Raw genomic sequence first — 20,236 nt, 5'->3', positions numbered from 1 at the left:
ACCGCTCGGGCCCCCTGAGCCGCCCAGCCCCGGCCGCCGCTCGGGCCCCTCGATCCGCCGAGCTTTCCCCCATTGCCCCACACCCCCCCAGCCCCCCAGAACGAAGAAGCACCTCATGCCCCTCCCCAAGGCCGAACTCCACCTGCACATCGAAGGCACCCTGGAGCCCGAGCTCGCCTTCGCCCTCGCCGAGCGCAACGGCGTCACCCTGCCGTACGCCGACACCGAGGCCCTCCGCGAGGCCTACCTCTTCCAGGACCTCCAGTCCTTCCTCGACCTCTACTACGGCCTCATGGCCGTGCTGCGCACGGAGGCCGACTTCGAGGAGCTCGCCGACGCCTACCTCGCCCGGGCCGCGGCCCAGGGCGTGCGCCACGCCGAGATCTTCTTCGACCCCCAGGCCCACACCGCGCGCGGCGTGGAGATCGGCACGGTCGTCGAGGGCCTGGGCCGCGCGCTCGACCGCAGCCGCGAGCGCCACGGCATCACCACCCGCCTCATCATGTGCTTCCTGCGCGACGAGTCCGCCGAGTCGGCCATGGAGACCCTGGAGGCCGCGAAGCCCCACCTCCACCGCATCACCGGGGTCGGCCTCGACTCGGCCGAGGTGGGCCACCCGCCGCGCAAGTTCGCCGCCGTGTACGAGGCGGCGGCCGCGCTCGGCCTGCGCCGGGTCGCCCACGCGGGCGAGGAGGGCCCCGCCGCGTACGTGACCGAGGCCCTGGACGTCCTCGGCGTCGAGCGCATCGACCACGGCCTGCGCTGCGTCGAGGACCCGGAGCTGGTCCGCCGCCTGGTCCGCGACCGCGTCCCGCTGACCCTCTGCCCGCTCTCCAACGTCCGCCTGCGCGCCGTCGACGTCCTGGAGGACCACCCCCTGCCGCAGATGATGGCCGCGGGCCTGCTGTGCACCGTCAACTCCGACGACCCCGCGTACTTCGGCGGCTACGTCGGCGACACCTTCCACGCGGTGCACGAGGCCCTCGGCCTCGACGAGAACCAGCTCCGCGAACTGGCCCGCAACTCCTTCGAGGCGGCCTTCCTCGACGGCTCCCCGGAGGAGGAGGCGCTGCGCGCGGAGTACCTGGCGGAGGTCGAGGCGTACCAGTTCGACTAGAGGCCTCCTTTCGAGTGGTCAACCCGGCGCTGCCGCGCCGGAGTTGATCTCGTGCTCGATACGCTCGCCCCTCCTTGATGCCGACCGGACCGGGAGGGGCGTCTGGCGTGGGCGAGTACACGAAGGTCGACGATCTGCGCCTGATCCACGAGATGGGCGCGGGCCTCGGCCGCGTCAAGGACGCCTTCGACGGACTCGACGAGCTGCGAGGCCAGTACGAGGACGACTTCGGCGACGGCGGTCTGGCCGACCGCTTCGGCGAGTTCGCGGACGACTGGGAGGGCCACCGGGAGGAGCTCGCCGACGAGGTCGCCCGCCTCGCCGGCCTCGCGAAGGCCGCCGCGAGGGCGTACGACGGCGTGGACGGCGAGCTGGCCCGCGCCCTGCGCGCCTCCGACAAGCCGACGAGGCCCTGATGGGCGCCGCCCGGCCCCGGGACTGGCAGCCCCTCGCGGACAGCGACCCCGTCCCCGGCGACCCCGACCGCGTCGAGGAGCTCGGCCGCAAGCTCCGGCGCACGGCCGACGAACTGGAACGGCAGGTCCGCCACCTCAAGGCCGCCGCCGAGGTGACCTCCTGGGACAGCGCGGCGGGCCGTGAGTTCCGGGGCCGGGCCAAGAAGTGCCGGGGTCGCCTTGAAGCCGCGCACGGGCGCTACCGGGCGGCCGCCGATGCCATCGGCGACCGGATCGTCGACCACGGCGGCGACTACGCGGCGAACGCCGCCGCGCCCGCCGGTCCGTACGTCACCGAACTCCACCGGGCCCAGAAGATCGCCGACATCGCCCGGCGCGAGGCCCTGGGCGCACAGGAGCGCGGCAGCGCCGCGAAGAAGGCCCTCGACGGTGACGTCGGCCATCGCCGCAAGGCCGAGCTCGAGCAGCAGGAACGGGAAGCCGGGGACGCCCTCGACGCGGCCCGCGCGAAGCTCCGCGAGGCGCTGCGGATCCGCGACGCCGCCGCGCGGCGGGCCCGCGACGCCCTCGCCGACGCCGTCCCCGCCGACTCCCTCAAGGACGGCTTCCGGGACCGCTTCGCCGCCTTCGTGGACCGCGTCGCCTCCGTCACCGAGGCCATCGCCAAGTGGGCCGGCCTCGCCGCCCTCGCCGTCGGCTGGATCCCCGCCGTCGGCCAGGGCCTGGCCACCCTCCTGGGCGCGGTCTCCATGGCCGCCACCCTGACCGGCATCGCCTGCACCGCCACGCAGGTCGCCATGGGCGACGCGCAGTGGACAGAACTCGCCTGGTCGGCGGTGGGCCTACTGGCGATGGGGGCGGGCAAGGCGTTTTCCAAGGTGGCTGGGCGGTATGTGTCGGGGACGTTGCATCGGATGCGGTTGGCCAAGGGTGGCCGGGAGACGCCGCGTCAGATGAAGCGCAACCGCAAGGCTCTGAATCGGCAATTGCAGGGTGGACGCCTGGAAGAAGGCGATATCTCCGCGTCCCTTCGGGAGCCCATCACGGAGGTCTTCAGCGCCTCCACTTGGAAGAGTGGTTTCCACGGTGGATACCGCCAAGCTTGGCGTGAGCTCAAGGACCGCGGGGGCGGGAATGGTCTCAAAGGCGCGCTGAAGTCGGTTTCGCTGGCTGATGCCTCAGTGGCATCCGGCCTGAAGGAAATCAAGCACCTGGGCAAGTCCCTGGGGCAGTACGACGCGGTGAACAAACTGTCCCGAACAGCTACCGGTATGACATTGGCGGGATCAGGAATCACCGCTGGAGGCTTGTTCATGGACGAGGTTCACTGAGGAGAGGGCGGGCGAGTCATGAGGTCTGATGAGGACTACGTCATCGATTTCGACTTCGGCGACGACTGGCTGGGGCTGACGCTGTACGAGGGGTCGCGGGCGGAAGCGGAACGGATCGCAGCCGAGCTCGTCGAACAGTTCAATCCGCTGGAACTGTTGGTGGGGAAACCTGCCTTGCAGCGCGAGCTCACGCAGCTGGCGCTGAACTTGAACGCCGAGGGCCCTGTACTGGCCTGTGCCATGTACACGGTGGGTGGCCAGCGCCTGGCGGAGCTGGCGGCCAGCAGTTATGGCGAGGACGGGGTGCCCAGGCCGACTCCCGACGAATGGCGCTCCCGACTGCTGGACTGGGGCGACGCCAAACCGAAGAGCACTCCCGCAGTGTCCGATCTGGAGCTTCCCATTGGCCCTGCGCTGCGCATTCAAGCGGTATTGGAGGAAAGGCGCCGCTTCGGTTTCGGCCGTCGACTGTCGGAGACTCTGCGGTACGCGGTCTGGCCGACAGGACAGGAAGAGATCTTCGTCCTCAACGTGGACTGGCTCTCGTTCGACCGGTCCGACGAAGTCACGCACCTCGCCGACAAGCTCATGTCCACCATCCGCCTCGTGCCCGTTCCTTCGGACTTCGACGAGCGGAATGCCACGGCCCGGGGTGGGGCCTGACATGCCTACCCGAGCCCAGCGAGTCGATCCGCCTGCCGAGTACGGCATTCTCGTTCCCGAGGGATGGTTCCAGCTCCCCCTGCACCCCCCAAAAGCGCGCGACCGCGCCCTCGTCGTACTCGTGGGGCGGCAGCTCGCCGGGGTCGATCACGTGCCGTTGGTCGAGGAGCGGCTGGTGCGGGAATTGCGGGAGGAGGTCAAGAGGGCGGGGCGGGTGGGTGGGGTGGAGCTTTATCTGTCGCTGCTGAGGCTGGGCGGCGTGCCCCTGGCCTCCTCCCTCCTGGTGAGCCTCGCCCCCGAGGCCTGGCCCGGCTGCCGGACGGCGTGCGACCTGGCCCGGCGGCTCCCGGGCGCCGAGCTCGTGGAGCTGGCGGGCGCGGGCGAGGCCGTGCGGGAGCGGCGCACCGAGGCACCGGCCCCGGAGCGCCTCATGGGCGGCACGCTCGGCACGACCACGGTGGTGTACAACCTGCCGGTGCCGACGAGCACGGCCTGGCTCACGCTGACCTTCTCCACGCCCATGGAGGCCCTCGCGCCCCGGATGGTCGAGCTCTTCGACACCGTTGCGGGGACCCTGCACTGGCAGGGGCGGGAGGGGCATTGACGGCGCCGGTGGGCCTCCCTAAGGTGCGTTCTTATATGTGGACAGCGTTCACCCTGCCGGAGGCGCCATGCTCACCGTCACCGATGTGCGGCTCACCCCCGTGCTCGTCGCCGACCCCCCGCTCCTGAACACCCAGGGGCTGCACCAGCCGTACACGCCACGCCTGATCATCGAGGTGGAGACGGAGGACGGCACGGTCGGTGCGGGGGAGACGTACGGCGACGGGAAGTATCTGGAGCTGGCCGGGCCGCTGGCCGCGAAGCTGGTGGGGCGGGAGGTGGGGGACCTCAACGGGCTGTTCACACTGGCGGACGGCATCGGCGTGGACGCCCGCCGCGTGGACACCGCCGTCGACGTCGGCGGCCTGCGCGGCACGCAGACCGCGGACAAGCTGCGCCTCTCCGTGGTGTCCGGGTTCGAGGTGGCGTGCCTGGACGCCCTCGGCAAGGCGCTCGGCCTGCCCGTGCACGCGCTGCTCGGTGGCAAGGTGCGGAACTCCGTGGAGTACAGCGGCTATCTGTTCTACAAGTACGCCGCGCACCCGCGGGGCGTGGTCGCCGAAAAGGACGGCTGGGGGCCCGCGCTCGGCCCGGAGGGCATCGTCGCGCAGGCGCGGGCGTTCGCCGAGCGGTACGGGTTCCGGTCGTTCAAGCTCAAGGGCGGTGTGTTCCCGCCGGCGGAGGAGGCCGCCGCCGTCAGGGCGCTCGCCGAGGCCTTCCCGCGGGCGCCGCTCAGGCTCGACCCCAACGGAGCCTGGTCCGTGGAGACTTCGGTGAAGGTCGCCGACGAGCTCGCGGACGTACTGGAGTACCTGGAGGACCCGGCCCTCGGCACCGCCGCCATGGCCGAGGTCGCCGCGCGGACCCCTGTGCCGCTCGCCACCAACATGTGCGTGACGACCTTCGAGGAGATACCCGAGGCCTTCGCGCGACGGGCCGTGCGCGTGGTGCTCAGCGACCACCACTACTGGGGCGGTCTGCGGCGGACGCGGGAACTGGCCGCCGTGTGCCGGACGTTCGGCGTGGACGTCTCCATGCACTCCAACACGCACCTGGGGATCAGCCTCGCCGCCATGACGCACGTCGCGGCCACCGTGCCCGGCCTGCGGCACGCCTGCGACACGCACTACCCGTGGCAGAGCGAGGACGTGCTGACCGAGCGGCTGCGGTTCGAGCGGGGGCACGTCACCGTCAGCGACGCCCCGGGGCTCGGCGTCGAGATCGACCGCGACCGGCTCGGCGCGCTGCACCGGCGGTGGCTGGACGAGGACTTCGCCGCGCTGCGGGACCGGGACGACGCGGCGGCCCTGCGGCGCGCGGAACCGGAGTGGGTGACTCCGTCCGTGCCGCGCTGGTAGCGGGCCCTGCCTGTCGGACGCGTCGGTTACGTTGCCTCCATGGCCGTACCACCTGCCGTACCACCTGTCGTACCCACCGGAACGCCCGCGGCGCCGGACCGCCCGCGCGCCGCGCCCGACGGCACCGCCGTGGATCCGCTCAAGTCGGCCCGGCGCGCGGGCGATCCGCCCTGTGACGTGTATCTGACCGGCACCGTGTTCCTCGACATCATCTTCACCGGCCTCGACTCCGCGCCCGTGCGCGGCACGGAGTCCTGGGCCCGGGGCATGGGGTCGAGCCCCGGCGGCGTCGCGAACATGGCGACCGCGCTCGCCCGGCTCGGCCTGCGCACCTCGCTCGCCGCCGCCTTCGGCGACGACCACTACGGGGAGTACTGCTGGGACGCCCTGGAGCAGGGCGAGGGCATCGACCTGGCCTCCTCGCGGACCGTGCCGGACTGGCACTCGCCGGTGACGGTCTCCATGGCGTACGAGGGCGAGCGGACCATGGTCAGCCACGGCCACGAGCCGCCGCCCGACGCCCACGCGCCGGACGGCGGCGCGCCCGCCTGCCCGCCCCGCGCGCGGGCCGCCATCGCCTCCCTCACCCCGGGCACGCGCGCCCCCTGGATCGAGTCCGCGGCCCGGCGCGGGACGACGATCTTCGCCGACGTCGGCTGGGACGACACGGGCCGCTGGGACCTGGGGCAACTGCCCGACCTGCGGCACTGCGAGGCCTTCCTGCCGAACGCGGAGGAGGCGATGCGGTACACCCGCACCACCTGCCCGCGCGCCGCCGCCCACGCCCTGACCGCGCACGTGCCGGTCGCCGTGGTCACCCTCGGAGCCGAGGGCGCGTACGCGGTGGACGGGCGCACCGGCGAGACCGCGTCCGTGCCCGCCATCGAGGTGGAGGCGCTCGACCCCACCGGCGCGGGCGACGTCTTCGTCGCGGGCTTCGTGACCGGCACCCTCGCCGACTGGCCGCTCGCCGACCGGCTCGCCTTCGCCGGACTGACGGCCGCGCTGTCCGTGCAGGAGTTCGGGGGCTCCCTGTCGGCGCCCGGCTGGGAGGAGATCGGCGCCTGGTGGCGGCGCGTGCGCGAGCTCGACCAGCAGGACCCCGTGGCCCTGGAGCGCTACGGCTTCCTGGAGGCGCTGCTCCCGGACACCGCGCGCCCCTGGCCGCTGCGGCGTGCCGTGCCCACCATCGGCTTCCGGCGTTCCGCCTGAGGCGCCGGGGATCCGATGGCCGTGGAAAAGCCCTACGGCGTTGTCCGTGGTGAGTCGTACTCTTGGCAGTACGAAGGACGCCGAGCGGGGGACGCCCCGCGACGAGGAGGACGTGCAGGCCTTAAGCGCCGGCCCATGACTCAGACACCGACAGCTCAGACCCCTGCGCAGGCACAGGCGCGAGCCCACTTCACGGTCCCGGCCAAGCACCCCATGGTGACCGTCCTTGGCTCCGGAGACGCGCTGCTGCGCGTGATCGAGCAGGCCTTCCCGGCGGCCGACATCCACGTCCGGGGCAATGAGATCAGCGCCGTGGGGGACGCCCGTGAAGTCGCCCTCGTGCAGCGCCTGTTCGACGAGATGATGCTGGTGCTCCGCACCGGACAGCCGATGACGGAGGACGCAGTGGAACGCTCGATCGCCATGCTCAGAGCGGGCGAGACCGGCGAAGGACCGGACGAGACCCCGGCCGAGGTGCTCACCCAGAACATCCTCTCCTCGCGCGGCCGCACCATCCGCCCCAAGACGCTCAACCAGAAGCGGTACGTCGACGCGATCGACAAGCACACGATCGTCTTCGGCATCGGCCCCGCGGGCACCGGCAAGACCTATCTGGCCATGGCCAAGGCCGTCCAGGCCCTCCAGTCCAAGCAGGTCAACCGCATCATCCTGACCCGCCCCGCCGTCGAGGCGGGCGAGCGCCTCGGCTTCCTGCCCGGCACGCTGTACGAGAAGATCGACCCCTACCTCCGCCCGCTGTACGACGCGCTGCACGACATGCTGGACCCGGACTCGATCCCGCGCCTGATGGCGGCCGGGACCATCGAGGTCGCCCCGCTGGCGTACATGCGCGGCCGGACGCTGAACGACGCGTTCATCATCCTGGACGAGGCGCAGAACACGAGCCCCGAGCAGATGAAGATGTTCCTCACCCGGCTCGGCTTCGAATCCAAGATCGTGATCACGGGCGACGTCACCCAGGTCGACCTGCCGAACGGCACGAAGTCCGGCCTGCGCCAGGTCCAGGACATCCTGGACGGCGTCGACGACGTGCACTTCTCGCGGCTCACCTCGCACGATGTCGTCCGGCACAAGCTGGTCGGCCGTATCGTCGACGCGTACGAGAAGTACGACAGCGAGAACGGCACGGAGAACGGCTCCCACAAGGGCCGGTCCAGAGGAAAGTAGAAGACACAGCGCCATGTCGATCGACGTCAACAACGAATCCGGCACCGAGGTCGACGAGCAGGCGATCCTCGACATCGCCCGCTACGCGCTGGCGCGGATGCGGATCCACCCGCTCTCCGAACTCTCGGTGATCGTCGTGGACGCCGACGCCATGGAGCAGCTGCACATCCAGTGGATGGACCTGCCCGGCCCCACGGACGTGATGTCCTTCCCGATGGACGAGCTGCGCCCGCCGATGAAGGACGACGAGGAGCCCCCGCAGGGGCTCCTCGGCGACATCGTGCTGTGCCCCGAGGTCGCCCTCAAGCAGGGCGAGGAGGCCCCCACGGCCCACTCCATGGACGAGGAGCTCCAGCTCCTGACCGTCCACGGCGTCCTGCACCTGCTCGGGTACGACCACGAGGAGCCCGACGAGAAGGCCGAGATGTTCGGCCTCCAGGCCGCCATCGTCGACGGCTGGCGGGCCGAGCAGGGCCTCACCGGGCCCTCTCCGGCGCCGACCGTCTCGTAAGCGCATGTCCCTCCAGCTCATCGCGGGCGCCGTCGCCCTGGTCGTGGTGGCCTGGCTCGCCGCCTGCGCCGAGGCGGGCATCGCCCGCGTTTCCAGCTTCCGCGCGGAGGAGGCCGTCCGTTCCGGGCGGCGGGGCAGCGCGAAGCTCGCCCAGGTCGCCGCCGACCCGACCCGCTATCTGAACGTGGCGCTGCTCGTCCGCGTCGCCTGTGAGATGGCGGCGGCGGCCCTCGTGACGTACGCCTGCCTCCAGGAGTTCGACGCGACCTGGGAGGCCCTCGCCGTCGCCATCGGCGTCATGGTCCTCGTCTCGTACGTGGCCGTCGGCGTGTCCCCGCGCACCATCGGCCGCCAGCACCCGCTGAACACGGCCACGGCCGCCGCGTACGTCCTGCTCCCGCTGGCCCGCGTCATGGGGCCCGTCCCGCCCCTGCTCATCCTCATCGGCAACGCGCTCACGCCGGGCAAGGGCTTTAGGCGCGGCCCCTTCGCCTCCGAGGCCGAGCTGCGGGCCATGGTCGACCTGGCCGAGAAGGAGTCCCTGATCGAGGACGAGGAGCGCCGCATGGTGCACTCCGTCTTCGAGCTGGGCGACACGCTCGTGCGCGAAGTCATGGTCCCGCGCACCGACTTGATCTCCATCGAGCGCTACAAGACCATCCGGCAGGCGCTGACGCTCGCGCTGCGCTCCGGCTTCTCGCGCATCCCGGTCACCGGCGAGAGCGAGGACGACGTGGTCGGCATCGTCTATCTGAAGGACCTGGCCCGCAAGACGCACATCAACCGCGACGCCGAGAACGACCTGGTGTCGACCGCCATGCGCCCCGCCACCTTCGTGCCCGACACGAAGAACGCGGGCGACCTGCTGCGCGAGATGCAGCAGGAGCGCAACCACGTCGCCGTCGTCATCGACGAGTACGGCGGCACCGCCGGGATCGTCACCATCGAGGACATCCTGGAGGAGATCGTCGGCGAGATCACCGACGAGTACGACCGGGAGCTGCCGCCCGTCGAGGACCTGGGCGGCGGCGCCTACCGCGTCACCGCCCGCCTCGACATCGGCGACCTCGGCGAGCTGTACGGCCTGGAGGCGTACGACGACGAGGACGTGGAGACCGTCGGCGGACTGCTCGCCAAGCAGCTCGGGCGGGTGCCGATCGCCGGCGCCAAGGCCGTGGTGACGCTGCCGGACGAGCGGGCGCTGCGGCTGACCGCCGAGGCCGCGGCGGGACGGCGCAACAAGATCGTGACGGTGCTTGTGGAGCCGGTGGGGACCGGCTCCGGGGAGGAGACCGGACGATGACCCCGCAGGAGCTGCGGACGTTCTGCCTGGCGTTCAACGACGCGGTCGAGGACTTTCCCTTCGGCCCCGAGACGTCGGTGTTCAAGGTGGCGGGCAAGCTGTTCGCCCTGAGCGCCCTGGACCGGGAGCCACTGACGGTCAACCTCAAGTGCGACCCCGAGATCGCCGCGCAACTGCGGGCCCAGTACCCGGACATCGTGCCCGGCTGGCACATGAACAAGCGGCACTGGAACACGGTCACGGCCGACGCCGACCTGCCCGACCAACTGGTCCGCGAGCTGATCGAGGACTCCTACGACCTGGTGGTGGCGGGCCTGCCCCGCGCCGAGCGACTGCGCCTCGACCGCCCCTGACGCCGGACACCGAAGCACCCCCGCCCTCACCGGGCGGGGGTGCTTCGCCGTTTCCGCGGCGGCTCAGCGGCGCCGGAGCAGGGCCCTGGCCAGCAGGGCCGCCGTGACGAGGACGATCGCGGCGTCGATGGCCAGGACCGTCCGCGTGCCCGCCAGGACGTCGTCACCCGTCGTCGCGAGGACGCCGAGCAGGGGGATGCCGATGGTGATGCCCACCTGTTGGGTGGAGGTGACCAGGCCGGTGGCGAGGCCCTGTTCCTCGTCGGGGACGCCCGAGGTGACCGTGACGCCGTAGCTGACGATCGCGCCGAGGTGGAACATGCTGGCCACCGCCACGGCCACGGTCGCGAGCCACACCGACCAGGCGCCCTCGCCGATCGCGAGGAGCGCCGCCACGAACACGCCCTGGCCGAGCAGCGAGCCCACCAGCGTGCGGCGCGGCCCGAAGCGGCCGATGACCTTCGGCGCGCGCATGCCCGCGAAGACCGACACGACGCCCTGGACACCGAAGACCAGGCCGGTCTCGAAGGCGGAGAGGTCCAGGACGTCCTGGAAGTAGAGGGTCAGGACGAAGACGACCGTCGACATCATCGAGAAGGTGACGAGACCGCCGACGTTGCCCCACGCCACCGTGCGGCGGCGCAGCATCGGCAGGGACACCAGCGGCGCCGCCGCGCGCGTCTCGACGTACCCGAAGGCGGCCAGCAGGGCGACGCCCGCGACCAGGCCGACCAGCACGTCGGCGCCGCCGAAGCCGCGCTCGGCGGCCGTGGACAGGGCGTAGATCAGGGCGAGCAGGCCGCCGGTGACCGTCACCGCGCCGGGGACGTCCAGGCGCGGGCGCTCCGGCGTGCGGGACTCGGGCAGCAGGCCGGGCGCCAGCGGCAGCACGATCAGCGCGAAGAGGGTGAGCAGCCCCATCGTGGAGCGCCAGCCGAGGGTGTCGGTGAGGACGCCGCCGAGCACCATGCCGACGGTGAAGCCGAGGGACAGGAGCGTGCCGGAGATGCCGAGCGCCCGGTCGCGCTGCGGGCCCTCCGGGAACGTCGTGGTGAGCAGCGACATGCCGGTCGGCACGATCGCGGCGGCGCCCACGCCCTGCAGCGCCCGCCCGGCGAGGAACGACACCGGGTCCCAGGCGAAGGTGGCGAGCAGCGAGGCCGCGCCGAACAGCGCGAGCCCGCCGAGGAACAGCCTGCGCCGCCCGAACAGGTCGCCGACGCGGCCGAAGAGCAGCAGGAAGCCGCCGGACGGCAGCGCGAAGGCGGTGACGGCCCACTGGAGCGCGGTGTGGCTCATGCCGAGGTCCGCGCCGAGCACGGGCAGCGCCACGTTCAGGACGGAGAAGTCCAGCGCCACCATGAACTGCGCGGCGCACAGCACGAACAGGATGAGCTTGTCGCGGGGGGAGAGCTTCGGGCCCCCGCGGCCACGGCGGGCGCGTCCGCGGCCGGGGAGGCCGGTGCGGCGGGGGAGGGAGCGGAGGTGTCTGTCGCCATGGTCACGAGCTTGTGGCCGCCGGAATAGCCGTGGGGAGCCGGAACTTATGCTGGTGGTACGACCACCAGGCAGATCGGCGGGCGGATGACGGGGGGAACGGTGGCCAGTGGGGCCGGGGAGCGGACCGACGGGGCGAAGGCCCGTCGCCGAGTGGAGCTGCGCGACTTCCTGATGAGCAGGCGCGCCCGGGTGAGCCCGGCGGAGGCCGGACTCCCCGAGGGCGGACGGCGGCGCACGCCGGGGCTCAGGCGCGAGGAGGTCGCCGTGCTCGCGGGCGTCGGCGCGTCCTGGTACCAGTGGCTGGAGCAGGGCCGCGACATCTCCGTGTCGCCGCAGGTCCTGGACTCCGTGGCGCGCGTCCTGAAGCTGTCCGGCACCGAGCGCCGCCATCTGTACGTGCTCGCGGGCCTCAATCCGCCCGCGCCGCGGGCCGAGCGGGACGCCGAGCACATGAGCGAGGGCCTGCGGCGGCTCATCGACACCTGGATGCCGTACCCGGCGCACATCATGGACCGCTACTACAACTGCGTCGTCTACAACGACGCGGCCGCCATGGTCCTCGGCATGCGCCCCGAGACCACGCAGAACTGCATCCTCGACTTCTTCACGGACCCCATGTACCGCTCGCGCAGCGTCAGCTGGGAGGAGAACGCGGCGACGCTCGTCGCGCAGTTCCGCGCCGCCTGCTCCGAGAACCCGGGCGACGAGGGCTTCCAGGAGCTCCTCGACCGGCTGCACGCAGTCGGCGAGGAGTTCACGAGGCTGTGGGAGCGGCAGGACATCCGCCCCGCGGGCCTGGTCCACAAGGAGATCGACCACCCCCTCGCGGGTCTCCTGCACGTGGAGTCGACCGCCCTGAAGGTGCCCGCGCGGCCCGATCTGACGATCGTCATGCACACGCCGCTGCCGCTCGCGGACACGGCGGCGAAGCTGGAGTGGCTGGCCACGCCCCAGGCGCGGCGCGGGGCCATGTACCGGGTGGCCGGCTGAGCCGGGGGAACCCCTCCTTATGCTCGTGCCATGACTGAGCGCACCGACCTCGGCCCCGAGGACCAGAAGATCGTCACCCTCGCGCGTTCGGCGCGGGCCCGCAACGGCGTGCCGGAGGGCGCGGCCGTACGGGACGAGACCGGGCGCACGTACGTCGCCGGGACGGTCGCTCTCGCGTCCCTGGAGCTGTCCGCGCTGCGTACGGCCGTGGCGATGGCCGTGGCGTCCGGTGCGGAGTCCCTGGAGGCGGCGGCCGTCGTCTCCGGCGCGCAGTCCCTCGCGGACGCCGACCTGGCCGCCGTGCGGGACCTGGGCGGCCCCGGTACCCCGGTGTTCCTGGCAGGGGCCGACGGCGCGGTCCGGCTCACCACCCAGGCCTGACCCTCGCGGGGCGCCCCGGGCCCGCCCCTTCCCGATCCGGGGGCTGCGCCCCCGTGCCCCCGCCTTTTTCGGCGCTCCGCGCCTCGTCCTCAAACGCCGGACGGGCTGAAAGACCTCCGGCGCACGCCGTGGGTATCCAGCCCGTCCGGCGTTCGAGGACGAGCGCGTCAGCGCGATGAAGGGCGGGCGGGTGGGGGGACGGCGCGGCCCGAGGCGACCCGGGCGGAAAAGATCAGGGAGAATGGGCGGCATGAGCGTGCGAACCCAGACACCCCAGCCGACCCAGCGGAGCGACCACCGTGCGGGTTTCGCCTGCTTCGTCGGCCGCCCGAACGCGGGCAAGTCGACCCTGACGAACGCTCTGGTCGGCAAGAAGGTGGCCATCACCTCGAACCGGCCGCAGACCACCCGGCACACCGTGCGCGGCATCGTGCACCGCCCCGACGCGCAGCTGATCCTGGTCGACACCCCCGGCCTGCACAAGCCGCGCACGCTCCTCGGCGAGCGGCTCAACGACGTGGTCCGCACCACCTGGGCCGAGGTCGACGTGATCGGCTTCTGCCTGCCCGCGGACCAGAAGATCGGGCCCGGCGACCGGTTCATCGCCAAGGAGCTGGCGGCGATCAAGAAGGCGCCGAAGGTCGCCATCGTCACCAAGACCGACCTGGTCGACAGCAAGGCGCTCGCCGAGCAGCTCATCGCGATCGACCAGCTCGCCAAGGAGCTCGGCTTCCAGTGGCAGGAGATCGTGCCGGTCTCCGCCGTCGGCGAGAAGCAGGTGGACCTGCTCGCCGACCTCCTGGTGCCGCTGCTGCCCGAGGGCCCCGCGCTCTACCCCGAGGGCGACCTCACGGACGAGCCCGAGCAGGTCATGGTGGCCGAGCTGATCCGCGAGGCGGCCCTGGAGGGCGTGCGGGACGAGCTGCCGCACTCCATCGCCGTGGTGGTCGAGGAGATGCTGCCCCGCGAGGGCCGCCCCGCCGACAAGCCCCTGCTGGACATCCACGCCAACGTCTACATCGAGCGGTCGAGCCAGAAGGGCATCATCATCGGCCCCCAGGGCAAGCGGCTCAAGGACGTGGGCATCAAGTCCCGCAAGCAGATCGAGGCGCTGCTCGGCACGCCGGTCTTCCTCGACCTGCACGTGAAGGTGGCCAAGGACTGGCAGCGCGACCCCAAGCAGCTCCGCCGCCTCGGCTTCTAGCCCGCCCGGGTCCCCGGCCCGGCGAGGGCCGACCTGAGCCAGTGGTAGGACGCCTTCGGGGTGCGCTGCTGCGTGGCGTAGTCGACGTGGACCAGGCCGAACCGCTGGCGGTAGCCCTCCGCCCACTCGAAGTTGTCCAGGAGCGACCAGACGAAGTAGCCCCGGACGTCGACCCCGGCCGTCATCGCCCGGTGCAGGGCCCGCAGGTGGCCGTCCAGGTACGTGATGCGGTCCTGGTCGTCCAGGCCGTCGTAGGAGCAGCCGTTCTCCGTGATGACCAGGGGCGGGAGCCGGTCGCCGTACCGCTCGCGCAGGGTCAGGAGCAGCTCGGTGAGGGCCTCGGGGACCACCGGCCAGCCGAAGTCGGTCAGGGGGCGCCCGGTGATCTCGCGGGGCGCGAAGGGCAGCTGGGGCGGCAGCGTCACGCCGGAGAAGCGCGTGGCGTGCTCGGCGGGGGCGCCCACCTTCGTGGGCTGGTAGAAGTTCACGCCGTACCAGTCGAGCGGCTCGGCGATCACCTCCAGGTCCGCCGCGAGGTCCGGTACGTCGGCGGCGAGCAGCTCCATGACGACCTCGGGGTAGCGGCCCAGGAGCAGCGGGTCGGAGAAGAGCCGGTTGAGCAGGACGTCGTAGAAGTCGGCGGCCTCGCGGTCGCCGGGGCTCCCGGAGGCGGGCCAGGTCGGCCCGTGCGAGTTCGCGATGCCCACGTCCCGGGCGCCCGCCGCGCGCAGCGCCCGCACCGCGAGGCCGTGGCCGAGGAGCTGGTGGTGGGCCGCGGGCAGGGCGTCGAAGAGCAGCCGCTTGCCGGGCGCGTGCTGGCCGAGGGCGTGACCGAGCAGGGTGTGCTCGGCGGGCTCGTTCAGGGTGATCCACTTGCGCACGCGGTCGCCGATGCGGGCCGCGACCACGGCCGCGTACTCCGCGAAGCGCTCGGCCGTCGCGCGGGCGAGCCAGCCGCCCGCCTCCTCCACGGCCAGCGGCGTGTCCCAGTGGAAGAGCGTCGGCACGGGCCGCACGCCCGCCGCGCACAGCTCGTCGACGAGCCGGTCGTAGAAGTCCAGGCCCCGCTCGCTGACGGCGCCCGTGCCCGTGGGCAGCACGCGCGGCCAGGACACCGAGAAGCGGTACGCGCCGACGCCCAGGTCGCGGACGAGGGCCACGTCCTCGCGGTAGCGGCGCACGTGGTCGCAGGCCACGGCGGCCGTGGTGCCGTCCTTCACGTTCCCCGGCAGGGCCGTGAAGGCGTCCCACACCGACGGGCCGCGCTCGTCGGCGGCGCCCTCGATCTGGTGGGCCGACGTGGCCACGCCCCACAGGAAGTCGTGCGGGAACGGGGGCAGCGGGGCACAGGGGCCCGAAGGGATGGTCGCCATGCGCGGGATCATCCGCACCGGCCGGAACGGAAGTCAACGCCCGTGCGCGCACAGGGCGTTGCGGCCGCCCTTCGCCGCCTACGCACCCTCCTTCAGGACCCGGGTGATCAGCTGGCGCTGGTCCTCGGTCAGACGCGGGTCCGCGCAGTACACGGTGCGTCCGTCGACGGTGATCTGGTAGCTGAAGCCGTCGGGCACGCCGATCGGTGGCTCGCCCCGGCCGTCGGCGACGGCCCGCTCGGCCAGGGCGTGCCACTCCTGGGCGTCCACGCGCGCGGTGGTGTCCACCTCCGCGTGCCGCTCGATGCCCCCGAAACCTCCGGTGCGCTTCACCTGGATACGCATGGGTCCTGTCTACTCCAGGCCCGGGCGCCCCGCCAGGCGGCCCCGGCGGGCCCGACGGCTTCCGGCCGGATCAGGTGGCGGGCACCTTCACCTGCGCCCAGGCGTCCAGGACGGCCTTGAGCTCCTCGCCGTCGCCGTACTTGGCGCGGGCCGCGGCGACCGTCAGTTTGGCGAAGTCCGCGAAGGACGCGTCCTGGGCCAGTTCGCCGCCGGTCAGGACGGCGTACCAGATCTGTCCCGCCCGCTCCCAGGAGTGCCCGCCGAGGGCCTGGGCGAGCAGGTAGAAGGCGTGGTTCGGGATGCCGGAGTTGATGTGCACGCCGCCGTTGTCGCGGCCGGTGCGCACGAAGTCGTCCATGGTGGCGGGCTGCGGGTCCTTGCCGAGGACGTCGTCGTCGTACGCGGTGCCCGGGGCCTTCATGGAGCGCAGCGCGGTGCCGGTGACGCGCTCGGCGAGCAGGCCCGCGCCGATCAGCCAGTCGGCCTCGGTGGCGGTCTGGCCGAGGGTGTACTGCTTGATCAGCGAGCCGAAGACGTCCGCCATGGACTCGTTCAGGGCGCCCGGCTGGCCGAAGTAGGTGAGGTTGGCGGTGTACTGCACCACGCCGTGGGTCAGCTCGTGGCCGATCACGTCCACGGGGATGGTGAAGTCGAGGAAGATCTCCCTGTCCCCGTCGCCGAACACCATCTGCTCGCCGTTCCAGAAGGCGTTCCCGTAGTCCTCGCCGTAGTGCACGGTGGCGTTCAGCGGCAGGCCGCCGCCGTCGATCGAGTCGCGCTCGAAGTGTTTGAAGAACACCTCGAAGGTCGCGCCGAGGCCGTCGTAGGCGCGGTTGACGGTCGCGTCCTTGCCGGGCTTGTCGCCCTCGCCGCGGACTTTGCGGCCGGGCAGCTCGGTGCGGTGTTTGGCGTCGTGGACGGTGCGGTGCGGCTTGCCCTCCGCCGCGCCCTTGGGCGCGGCGACGGACGGGGCGCCGATGACGGTGGTCAGGCGGCGCTGGGTGCGCTCGAAGGCGTCCCGCTGAAGGGTGCGGCGGGCCGGTTCCGCGAGGGCGGGGTCCTGGTTCTGGGCGAGGGTGTCCAGGACGAACGGCGGCACGATGGTGCAGAAGACGGGCTCGAACCTCTCCGGGTTCCCCGTTGGGTTGGCGGTCATGCGTGGCAATGTGGCACTGGGTCATGCCGCTGTCACTAGCTGCCACCATGATTGGTGAAATACCGGGATACGGGGCCTGGGCGGCGGCCTGGACTGCTAGGGGCCGGGGCGCTTTAACGCCCCATCCCCTCGCCCCGGCCCGCCGGACCGGCTGGAATATCCGAGGAGCACCGATACAGGTCCCGCATAGTGATACGGGACGCCGTATCGGCGGAGGCTCGGTTAGGCTGCTGAGCGTCATGCGTTACGGGCTGCTTCTCCTTAGCTGCCGCGGCGAGGGCCTGTAGTCGAGGCCGACCCCCTCCCCGCGGAGTTCGGTGCTGCGCAAGACCGTCGGCCGTCCAGAAGGACTCACCGAGGAGCCCCGCACACCATGCCGAACTTCCAACGTCCCTCCGCCCTGCCGATCCACAAGTACGGCCAGTACGAGCAGGTGGACCTGCCCGACCGCACCTGGCCCGACCAGCGCATCACCGTGGCGCCCCGGTGGCTGTCCACGGACCTGCGCGACGGCAACCAGGCGCTGATCGACCCGATGTCCCCGGCCCGCAAGCGGGCGATGTTCGACCTGCTGGTCAAGATGGGCTACAAGGAGATCGAGGTCGGGTTCCCCTCCTCCGGGCAGACCGACTTCGAGTTCGTACGGTCGATCGTCGAGGACGAGGACGCCATCCCCGACGACGTGACGATCTCGGTGCTCACGCAGGCCCGCGAGGAGCTGATCGAGCGCACCGTCCAGTCCCTGAAGGGCGCCAAGCGCGCCACGGTGCACCTGTACAACGCGACCGCGCCGGTGTGGCGCGACGTCGTCTTCCGCGGCTCGCGCGACCAGGTCAAGCAGATCGCCGTCGACGGCACGCGCCTGGTCATGGAGTACGCGGAGAAGATCCTGGGCCCGGAGACGGTCTTCGGCTACCAGTACAGCCCGGAGATCTTCACCGACACCGAGCTGGACTTCGCCCTGGAGGTCTGCGAGGGCGTCATGGACGTCTGGCAGCCCGACGCCGAGCGCGAGATCATCCTGAACCTGCCCGCGACCGTCGAGCGCTCGACGCCCTCCACGCACGCCGACCGCTTCGAGTGGATGAGCCGCAACCTGTCCCGCCGACAGTACGTGTGCCTGTCCATCCACCCGCACAACGACCGCGGCACCGCCATCGCCGCCGCCGAGCTGGCCGTGATGGCCGGTGGCGACCGCGTCGAGGGCTGCCTGTTCGGCCAGGGCGAGCGCACCGGCAACGTGGACCTGGTCGCCCTGGGCATGAACCTGTTCAGCCAGGGCATCGACCCGCAGATCGACTTCTCGGACATCGACGAGATCCGCCGGGTGTACGAGTACTGCACGCAGATGGAGGTCCACCCCCGCCACCCGTACGCGGGCGACCTCGTCTACACCGCCTTCTCCGGCTCCCACCAGGACGCCATCAAGAAGGGCTTCGACGCCATGGAGGCCCGCGCGGCCGCCGCGGGCAAGACGGTCGACGACATCGAGTGGGCCGTGCCGTACCTGCCCATCGACCCCAAGGACGTCGGCCGCTCGTACGAGGCCGTGATCCGCGTCAACTCGCAGTCCGGCAAGGGCGGCATCGCCTACGTCCTGAAGAACGACCACAAGCTGGACCTGCCGCGCCGGATGCAGATCGAGTTCTCGAAGATCATCCAGGCGAAGACCGACGCCGAGGGCGGAGAGGTCTCGCCCGACGCCATCTGGAGCGTCTTCCAGGACGAGTACCTGCCCAACGCACAGGACCCCTGGGGCCGCATCCAGCTGCGCGCCAGCCAGACCACGATGGGCGAGGACGGCGCCGACACCCTGACCGTCGGGGCGATCGTGGACGGTGACTCCACGGTCCTCACCGGCACCGGCAACGGCCCGATCTCCGCGTTCTTCGCGGCCCTGCAGTCCATCGGCATCGACGCCCGGCTGCTGGACTACCAGGAGCACACGATGAGCGCCGAGGCCTCCGCGCAGGCGGCTTCGTACATCGAGTGCGTCGTCGGCGACAAGGTCCTGTGGGGCGTGGGCATCGACGCGAATACGACACGCGCCTCGCTGAAGGCGGTCGTCTCGGCCGTCAACCGCGCGGCCCGCTGAGGCTGTTCGACCCCCAGTTCGACCGGTGTTTTCGTGGCCCCGTCCGCCCCTGCGGCGGGCGGGGCCACGGCGCGCGGGGCGCCTGGTCACGGACCTGCTACCGGCCATCTCCCGTCGGGGGTACTGACGCGGCATCATCGATGTGGCTAACATCACGCCAACGCGGCAGGGCGGCCGCGGAGTCGTGGAGGTGCGTGGTGCTGCCAGACCGGGAACGAGACGGCCGGAACGTCCCCGACCCCCGCGCCCCGGGCGCCCCGCCGGACCGCGGCCGACGCCACGGCCGCCTCGCGGGCCTGATCCGGATGCGCCGCCTGATCGGCACCCGCACCGCCTGGACCACCGTCTGCGACGGCGAGTTCTTCTGCCCCGGCTGCGGCGGCGACCGCAACTACCAGCGGCGCAGCGGGCACCGTCGGTTCGTCCTGCTCGGCGTGCCGCTGCTGTCCCGCGGCCGGACCGGGCCCGTCGTCGAGTGCGCCGCCTGCCAGGACCACTTCGGGCTCGACGCGCTCGACCACCCCACCACCATCCGGCTCGCCGCCATGCTCCGCGAGGCCGTGCACACCGTCGTCATCGCCGTGCTCACCACCGGCGGCGCGGCCTCCCGCAGCACGCTCGACGCGGCCGTCGCCACCCTGCGCGGCGCCGGGTTCGACGACTGCACCGAGGAACGCGTCGTCGCCCTCGTCAACGCCCTCGCCGCCGACACCGGCCGCCCCGGCGCCCCCGACTGCGCGCCCGGCCTCGCCATCGAACTCCACGAGGCGCTCGGCCCCCTCGCCCCGCACCTGGCCCCCGCGGGCCGCGAGGCGCTGCTGCTCAAGGGCGCCCGCATCGCGCTCGCCGACGGGCCGTACACACCCGCCGAGCGGGACGTGCTCGCCACGGCGGGCTGCGCGCTCACCATCGGCACGGACGACGTGGCCCGGCTGATGGCGGCCGCCCAGCGCACCCCGTCCTGAACCCGCCCCGGTCCGCGCCCCCGTACTCCCCGCGGATACTCCCCGGGGAGTAGTCCCCGCCCCCTGCCACCCGTGGGCGTAACGCCCAACTCGCCCCCGCGTCCGACGCATTGATCCTCCCGTGACGGAACTCTGGAAGCCGTCAGACACCGTCACGGGAGGGAGGCCCACC

The 20,236-nt window shown here is 72.0% G+C and carries 20 protein-coding genes; 16 read left to right on the top strand and 4 right to left on the bottom strand.

What is annotated here, in order from left to right:
• Positions 1–115 precede the first annotated feature (115 nt).
• The 11 genes from MQV74_RS15115 to MQV74_RS15065 all read left to right on the top strand — a co-directional run bounded on the left by MQV74_RS15115 (position 116) and on the right by MQV74_RS15065 (position 10,055).
• Complete coding sequence (locus MQV74_RS15115; protein ID WP_242717914.1) at positions 116–1,117, top strand: adenosine deaminase; 1,002 nt, start codon at positions 116–118, stop codon at positions 1,115–1,117.
• 107 nt (positions 1,118–1,224) lie between these two features.
• The gene (locus tag MQV74_RS15110) at positions 1,225–1,533 is read left to right on the top strand and encodes a hypothetical protein (RefSeq protein WP_242717913.1); all 309 of its coding nucleotides are present in this window, start codon (positions 1,225–1,227) and stop codon (positions 1,531–1,533) included.
• Complete coding sequence (locus tag MQV74_RS15105; protein WP_242717912.1) at positions 1,533–2,864, top strand: hypothetical protein; 1,332 nt, start codon at positions 1,533–1,535, stop codon at positions 2,862–2,864. The genes MQV74_RS15110 and MQV74_RS15105 overlap by 1 nt, the downstream gene beginning before the upstream one ends.
• A gap of 18 nt (positions 2,865–2,882) precedes the next feature.
• Positions 2,883–3,527: a hypothetical protein gene (locus tag MQV74_RS15100; RefSeq protein WP_242717911.1), complete on the top strand. Its 645-nt coding sequence runs from the start codon at positions 2,883–2,885 to the stop codon at positions 3,525–3,527.
• Position 3,528: 1 nt separating this feature from the next.
• Entirely contained in the window at positions 3,529–4,131 is a 603-nt protein-coding gene (locus tag MQV74_RS15095; protein ID WP_242717910.1) for a hypothetical protein, read from the top strand.
• Positions 4,132–4,198: 67 nt separating this feature from the next.
• Positions 4,199–5,488, top strand: a complete 1,290-nt coding sequence (locus MQV74_RS15090; RefSeq protein ID WP_242728709.1) for a glucarate dehydratase family protein — start codon at positions 4,199–4,201, stop codon at positions 5,486–5,488.
• 39 nt (positions 5,489–5,527) lie between these two features.
• Complete coding sequence (locus MQV74_RS15085; protein ID WP_242717909.1) at positions 5,528–6,700, top strand: carbohydrate kinase family protein; 1,173 nt, start codon at positions 5,528–5,530, stop codon at positions 6,698–6,700.
• 135 nt (positions 6,701–6,835) lie between these two features.
• Positions 6,836–7,888, top strand: a complete 1,053-nt coding sequence (locus tag MQV74_RS15080; protein WP_138959661.1) for a PhoH family protein — start codon at positions 6,836–6,838, stop codon at positions 7,886–7,888.
• Between the two features lie 13 nt (positions 7,889–7,901).
• A complete protein-coding gene (gene ybeY, locus MQV74_RS15075) occupies positions 7,902–8,399 on the top strand; it encodes an rRNA maturation RNase YbeY (RefSeq protein WP_138959660.1) in 498 nt (165 codons plus the stop codon).
• A gap of 4 nt (positions 8,400–8,403) precedes the next feature.
• Complete coding sequence (locus MQV74_RS15070) at positions 8,404–9,702, top strand: hemolysin family protein (RefSeq protein ID WP_242717908.1); 1,299 nt, start codon at positions 8,404–8,406, stop codon at positions 9,700–9,702.
• Complete coding sequence (locus MQV74_RS15065) at positions 9,699–10,055, top strand: MmcQ/YjbR family DNA-binding protein (protein ID WP_242717907.1); 357 nt, start codon at positions 9,699–9,701, stop codon at positions 10,053–10,055. Before MQV74_RS15070 ends, MQV74_RS15065 begins: the two co-directional genes overlap by 4 nt.
• A 63-nt stretch (positions 10,056–10,118) precedes the next feature.
• Here MQV74_RS15065 and MQV74_RS15060 read toward each other — a convergent pair whose 3' ends face one another.
• Positions 10,119–11,417, bottom strand: coding sequence for an MFS transporter (locus MQV74_RS15060; protein ID WP_242728707.1), 1,299 nt, complete (start codon positions 11,415–11,417; stop codon positions 10,119–10,121).
• A gap of 222 nt (positions 11,418–11,639) precedes the next feature.
• Here MQV74_RS15060 and MQV74_RS15055 point away from each other — a divergent pair, with 222 nt between their 5' ends.
• The 3 genes from MQV74_RS15055 (at position 11,640) to era (ending at position 14,130) form a co-directional block, all read left to right on the top strand.
• Complete coding sequence (locus MQV74_RS15055) at positions 11,640–12,545, top strand: helix-turn-helix transcriptional regulator (RefSeq protein WP_242717906.1); 906 nt, start codon at positions 11,640–11,642, stop codon at positions 12,543–12,545.
• 30 nt (positions 12,546–12,575) lie between these two features.
• The gene (locus MQV74_RS15050; protein ID WP_242717905.1) at positions 12,576–12,926 is read left to right on the top strand and encodes a cytidine deaminase; all 351 of its coding nucleotides are present in this window, start codon (positions 12,576–12,578) and stop codon (positions 12,924–12,926) included.
• A gap of 241 nt (positions 12,927–13,167) precedes the next feature.
• On the top strand, positions 13,168–14,130 hold the full coding sequence (era, locus tag MQV74_RS15045; RefSeq protein ID WP_242717904.1) for a GTPase Era: 963 nt from the start codon (positions 13,168–13,170) through the stop codon (positions 14,128–14,130).
• Here the strand turns inward: era and MQV74_RS15040 are convergent.
• The 3 genes from MQV74_RS15040 to MQV74_RS15030 all read right to left on the bottom strand — a co-directional run bounded on the left by MQV74_RS15040 (position 14,127) and on the right by MQV74_RS15030 (position 17,004).
• Positions 14,127–15,503 carry a GH1 family beta-glucosidase gene (locus MQV74_RS15040; protein ID WP_242717903.1) on the bottom strand — a complete coding sequence of 459 codons (1,377 nt, stop codon included), beginning with the start codon at positions 15,501–15,503 and terminating at the stop codon, positions 14,127–14,129. The genes era and MQV74_RS15040 overlap by 4 nt on opposite strands.
• A 78-nt stretch (positions 15,504–15,581) precedes the next feature.
• Positions 15,582–15,848, bottom strand: coding sequence for a protealysin inhibitor emfourin (locus MQV74_RS15035; protein ID WP_138959652.1), 267 nt, complete (start codon positions 15,846–15,848; stop codon positions 15,582–15,584).
• Between the two features lie 70 nt (positions 15,849–15,918).
• Complete coding sequence (locus MQV74_RS15030; protein ID WP_242717902.1) at positions 15,919–17,004, bottom strand: M4 family metallopeptidase; 1,086 nt, start codon at positions 17,002–17,004, stop codon at positions 15,919–15,921.
• Positions 17,005–17,377: 373 nt separating this feature from the next.
• Between MQV74_RS15030 and leuA the strand changes: the two genes are divergently transcribed.
• The gene (leuA, locus tag MQV74_RS15025) at positions 17,378–19,099 is read left to right on the top strand and encodes a 2-isopropylmalate synthase (RefSeq protein WP_242717901.1); all 1,722 of its coding nucleotides are present in this window, start codon (positions 17,378–17,380) and stop codon (positions 19,097–19,099) included.
• A gap of 305 nt (positions 19,100–19,404) precedes the next feature.
• Positions 19,405–20,064 (top strand): TerB family tellurite resistance protein, encoded by a 660-nt coding sequence (locus tag MQV74_RS15020; protein ID WP_242728705.1) that lies wholly within the window; start codon positions 19,405–19,407, stop codon positions 20,062–20,064.
• Positions 20,065–20,236: the final 172 nt, after the last annotated feature.

The organism is Streptomyces sp. AN091965 (genome assembly GCF_022698285.1).
Taxonomy (GTDB): domain Bacteria; phylum Actinomycetota; class Actinomycetes; order Streptomycetales; family Streptomycetaceae; genus Streptomyces.
This window is presented reverse-complemented; position numbering and strand designations above follow the sequence as displayed.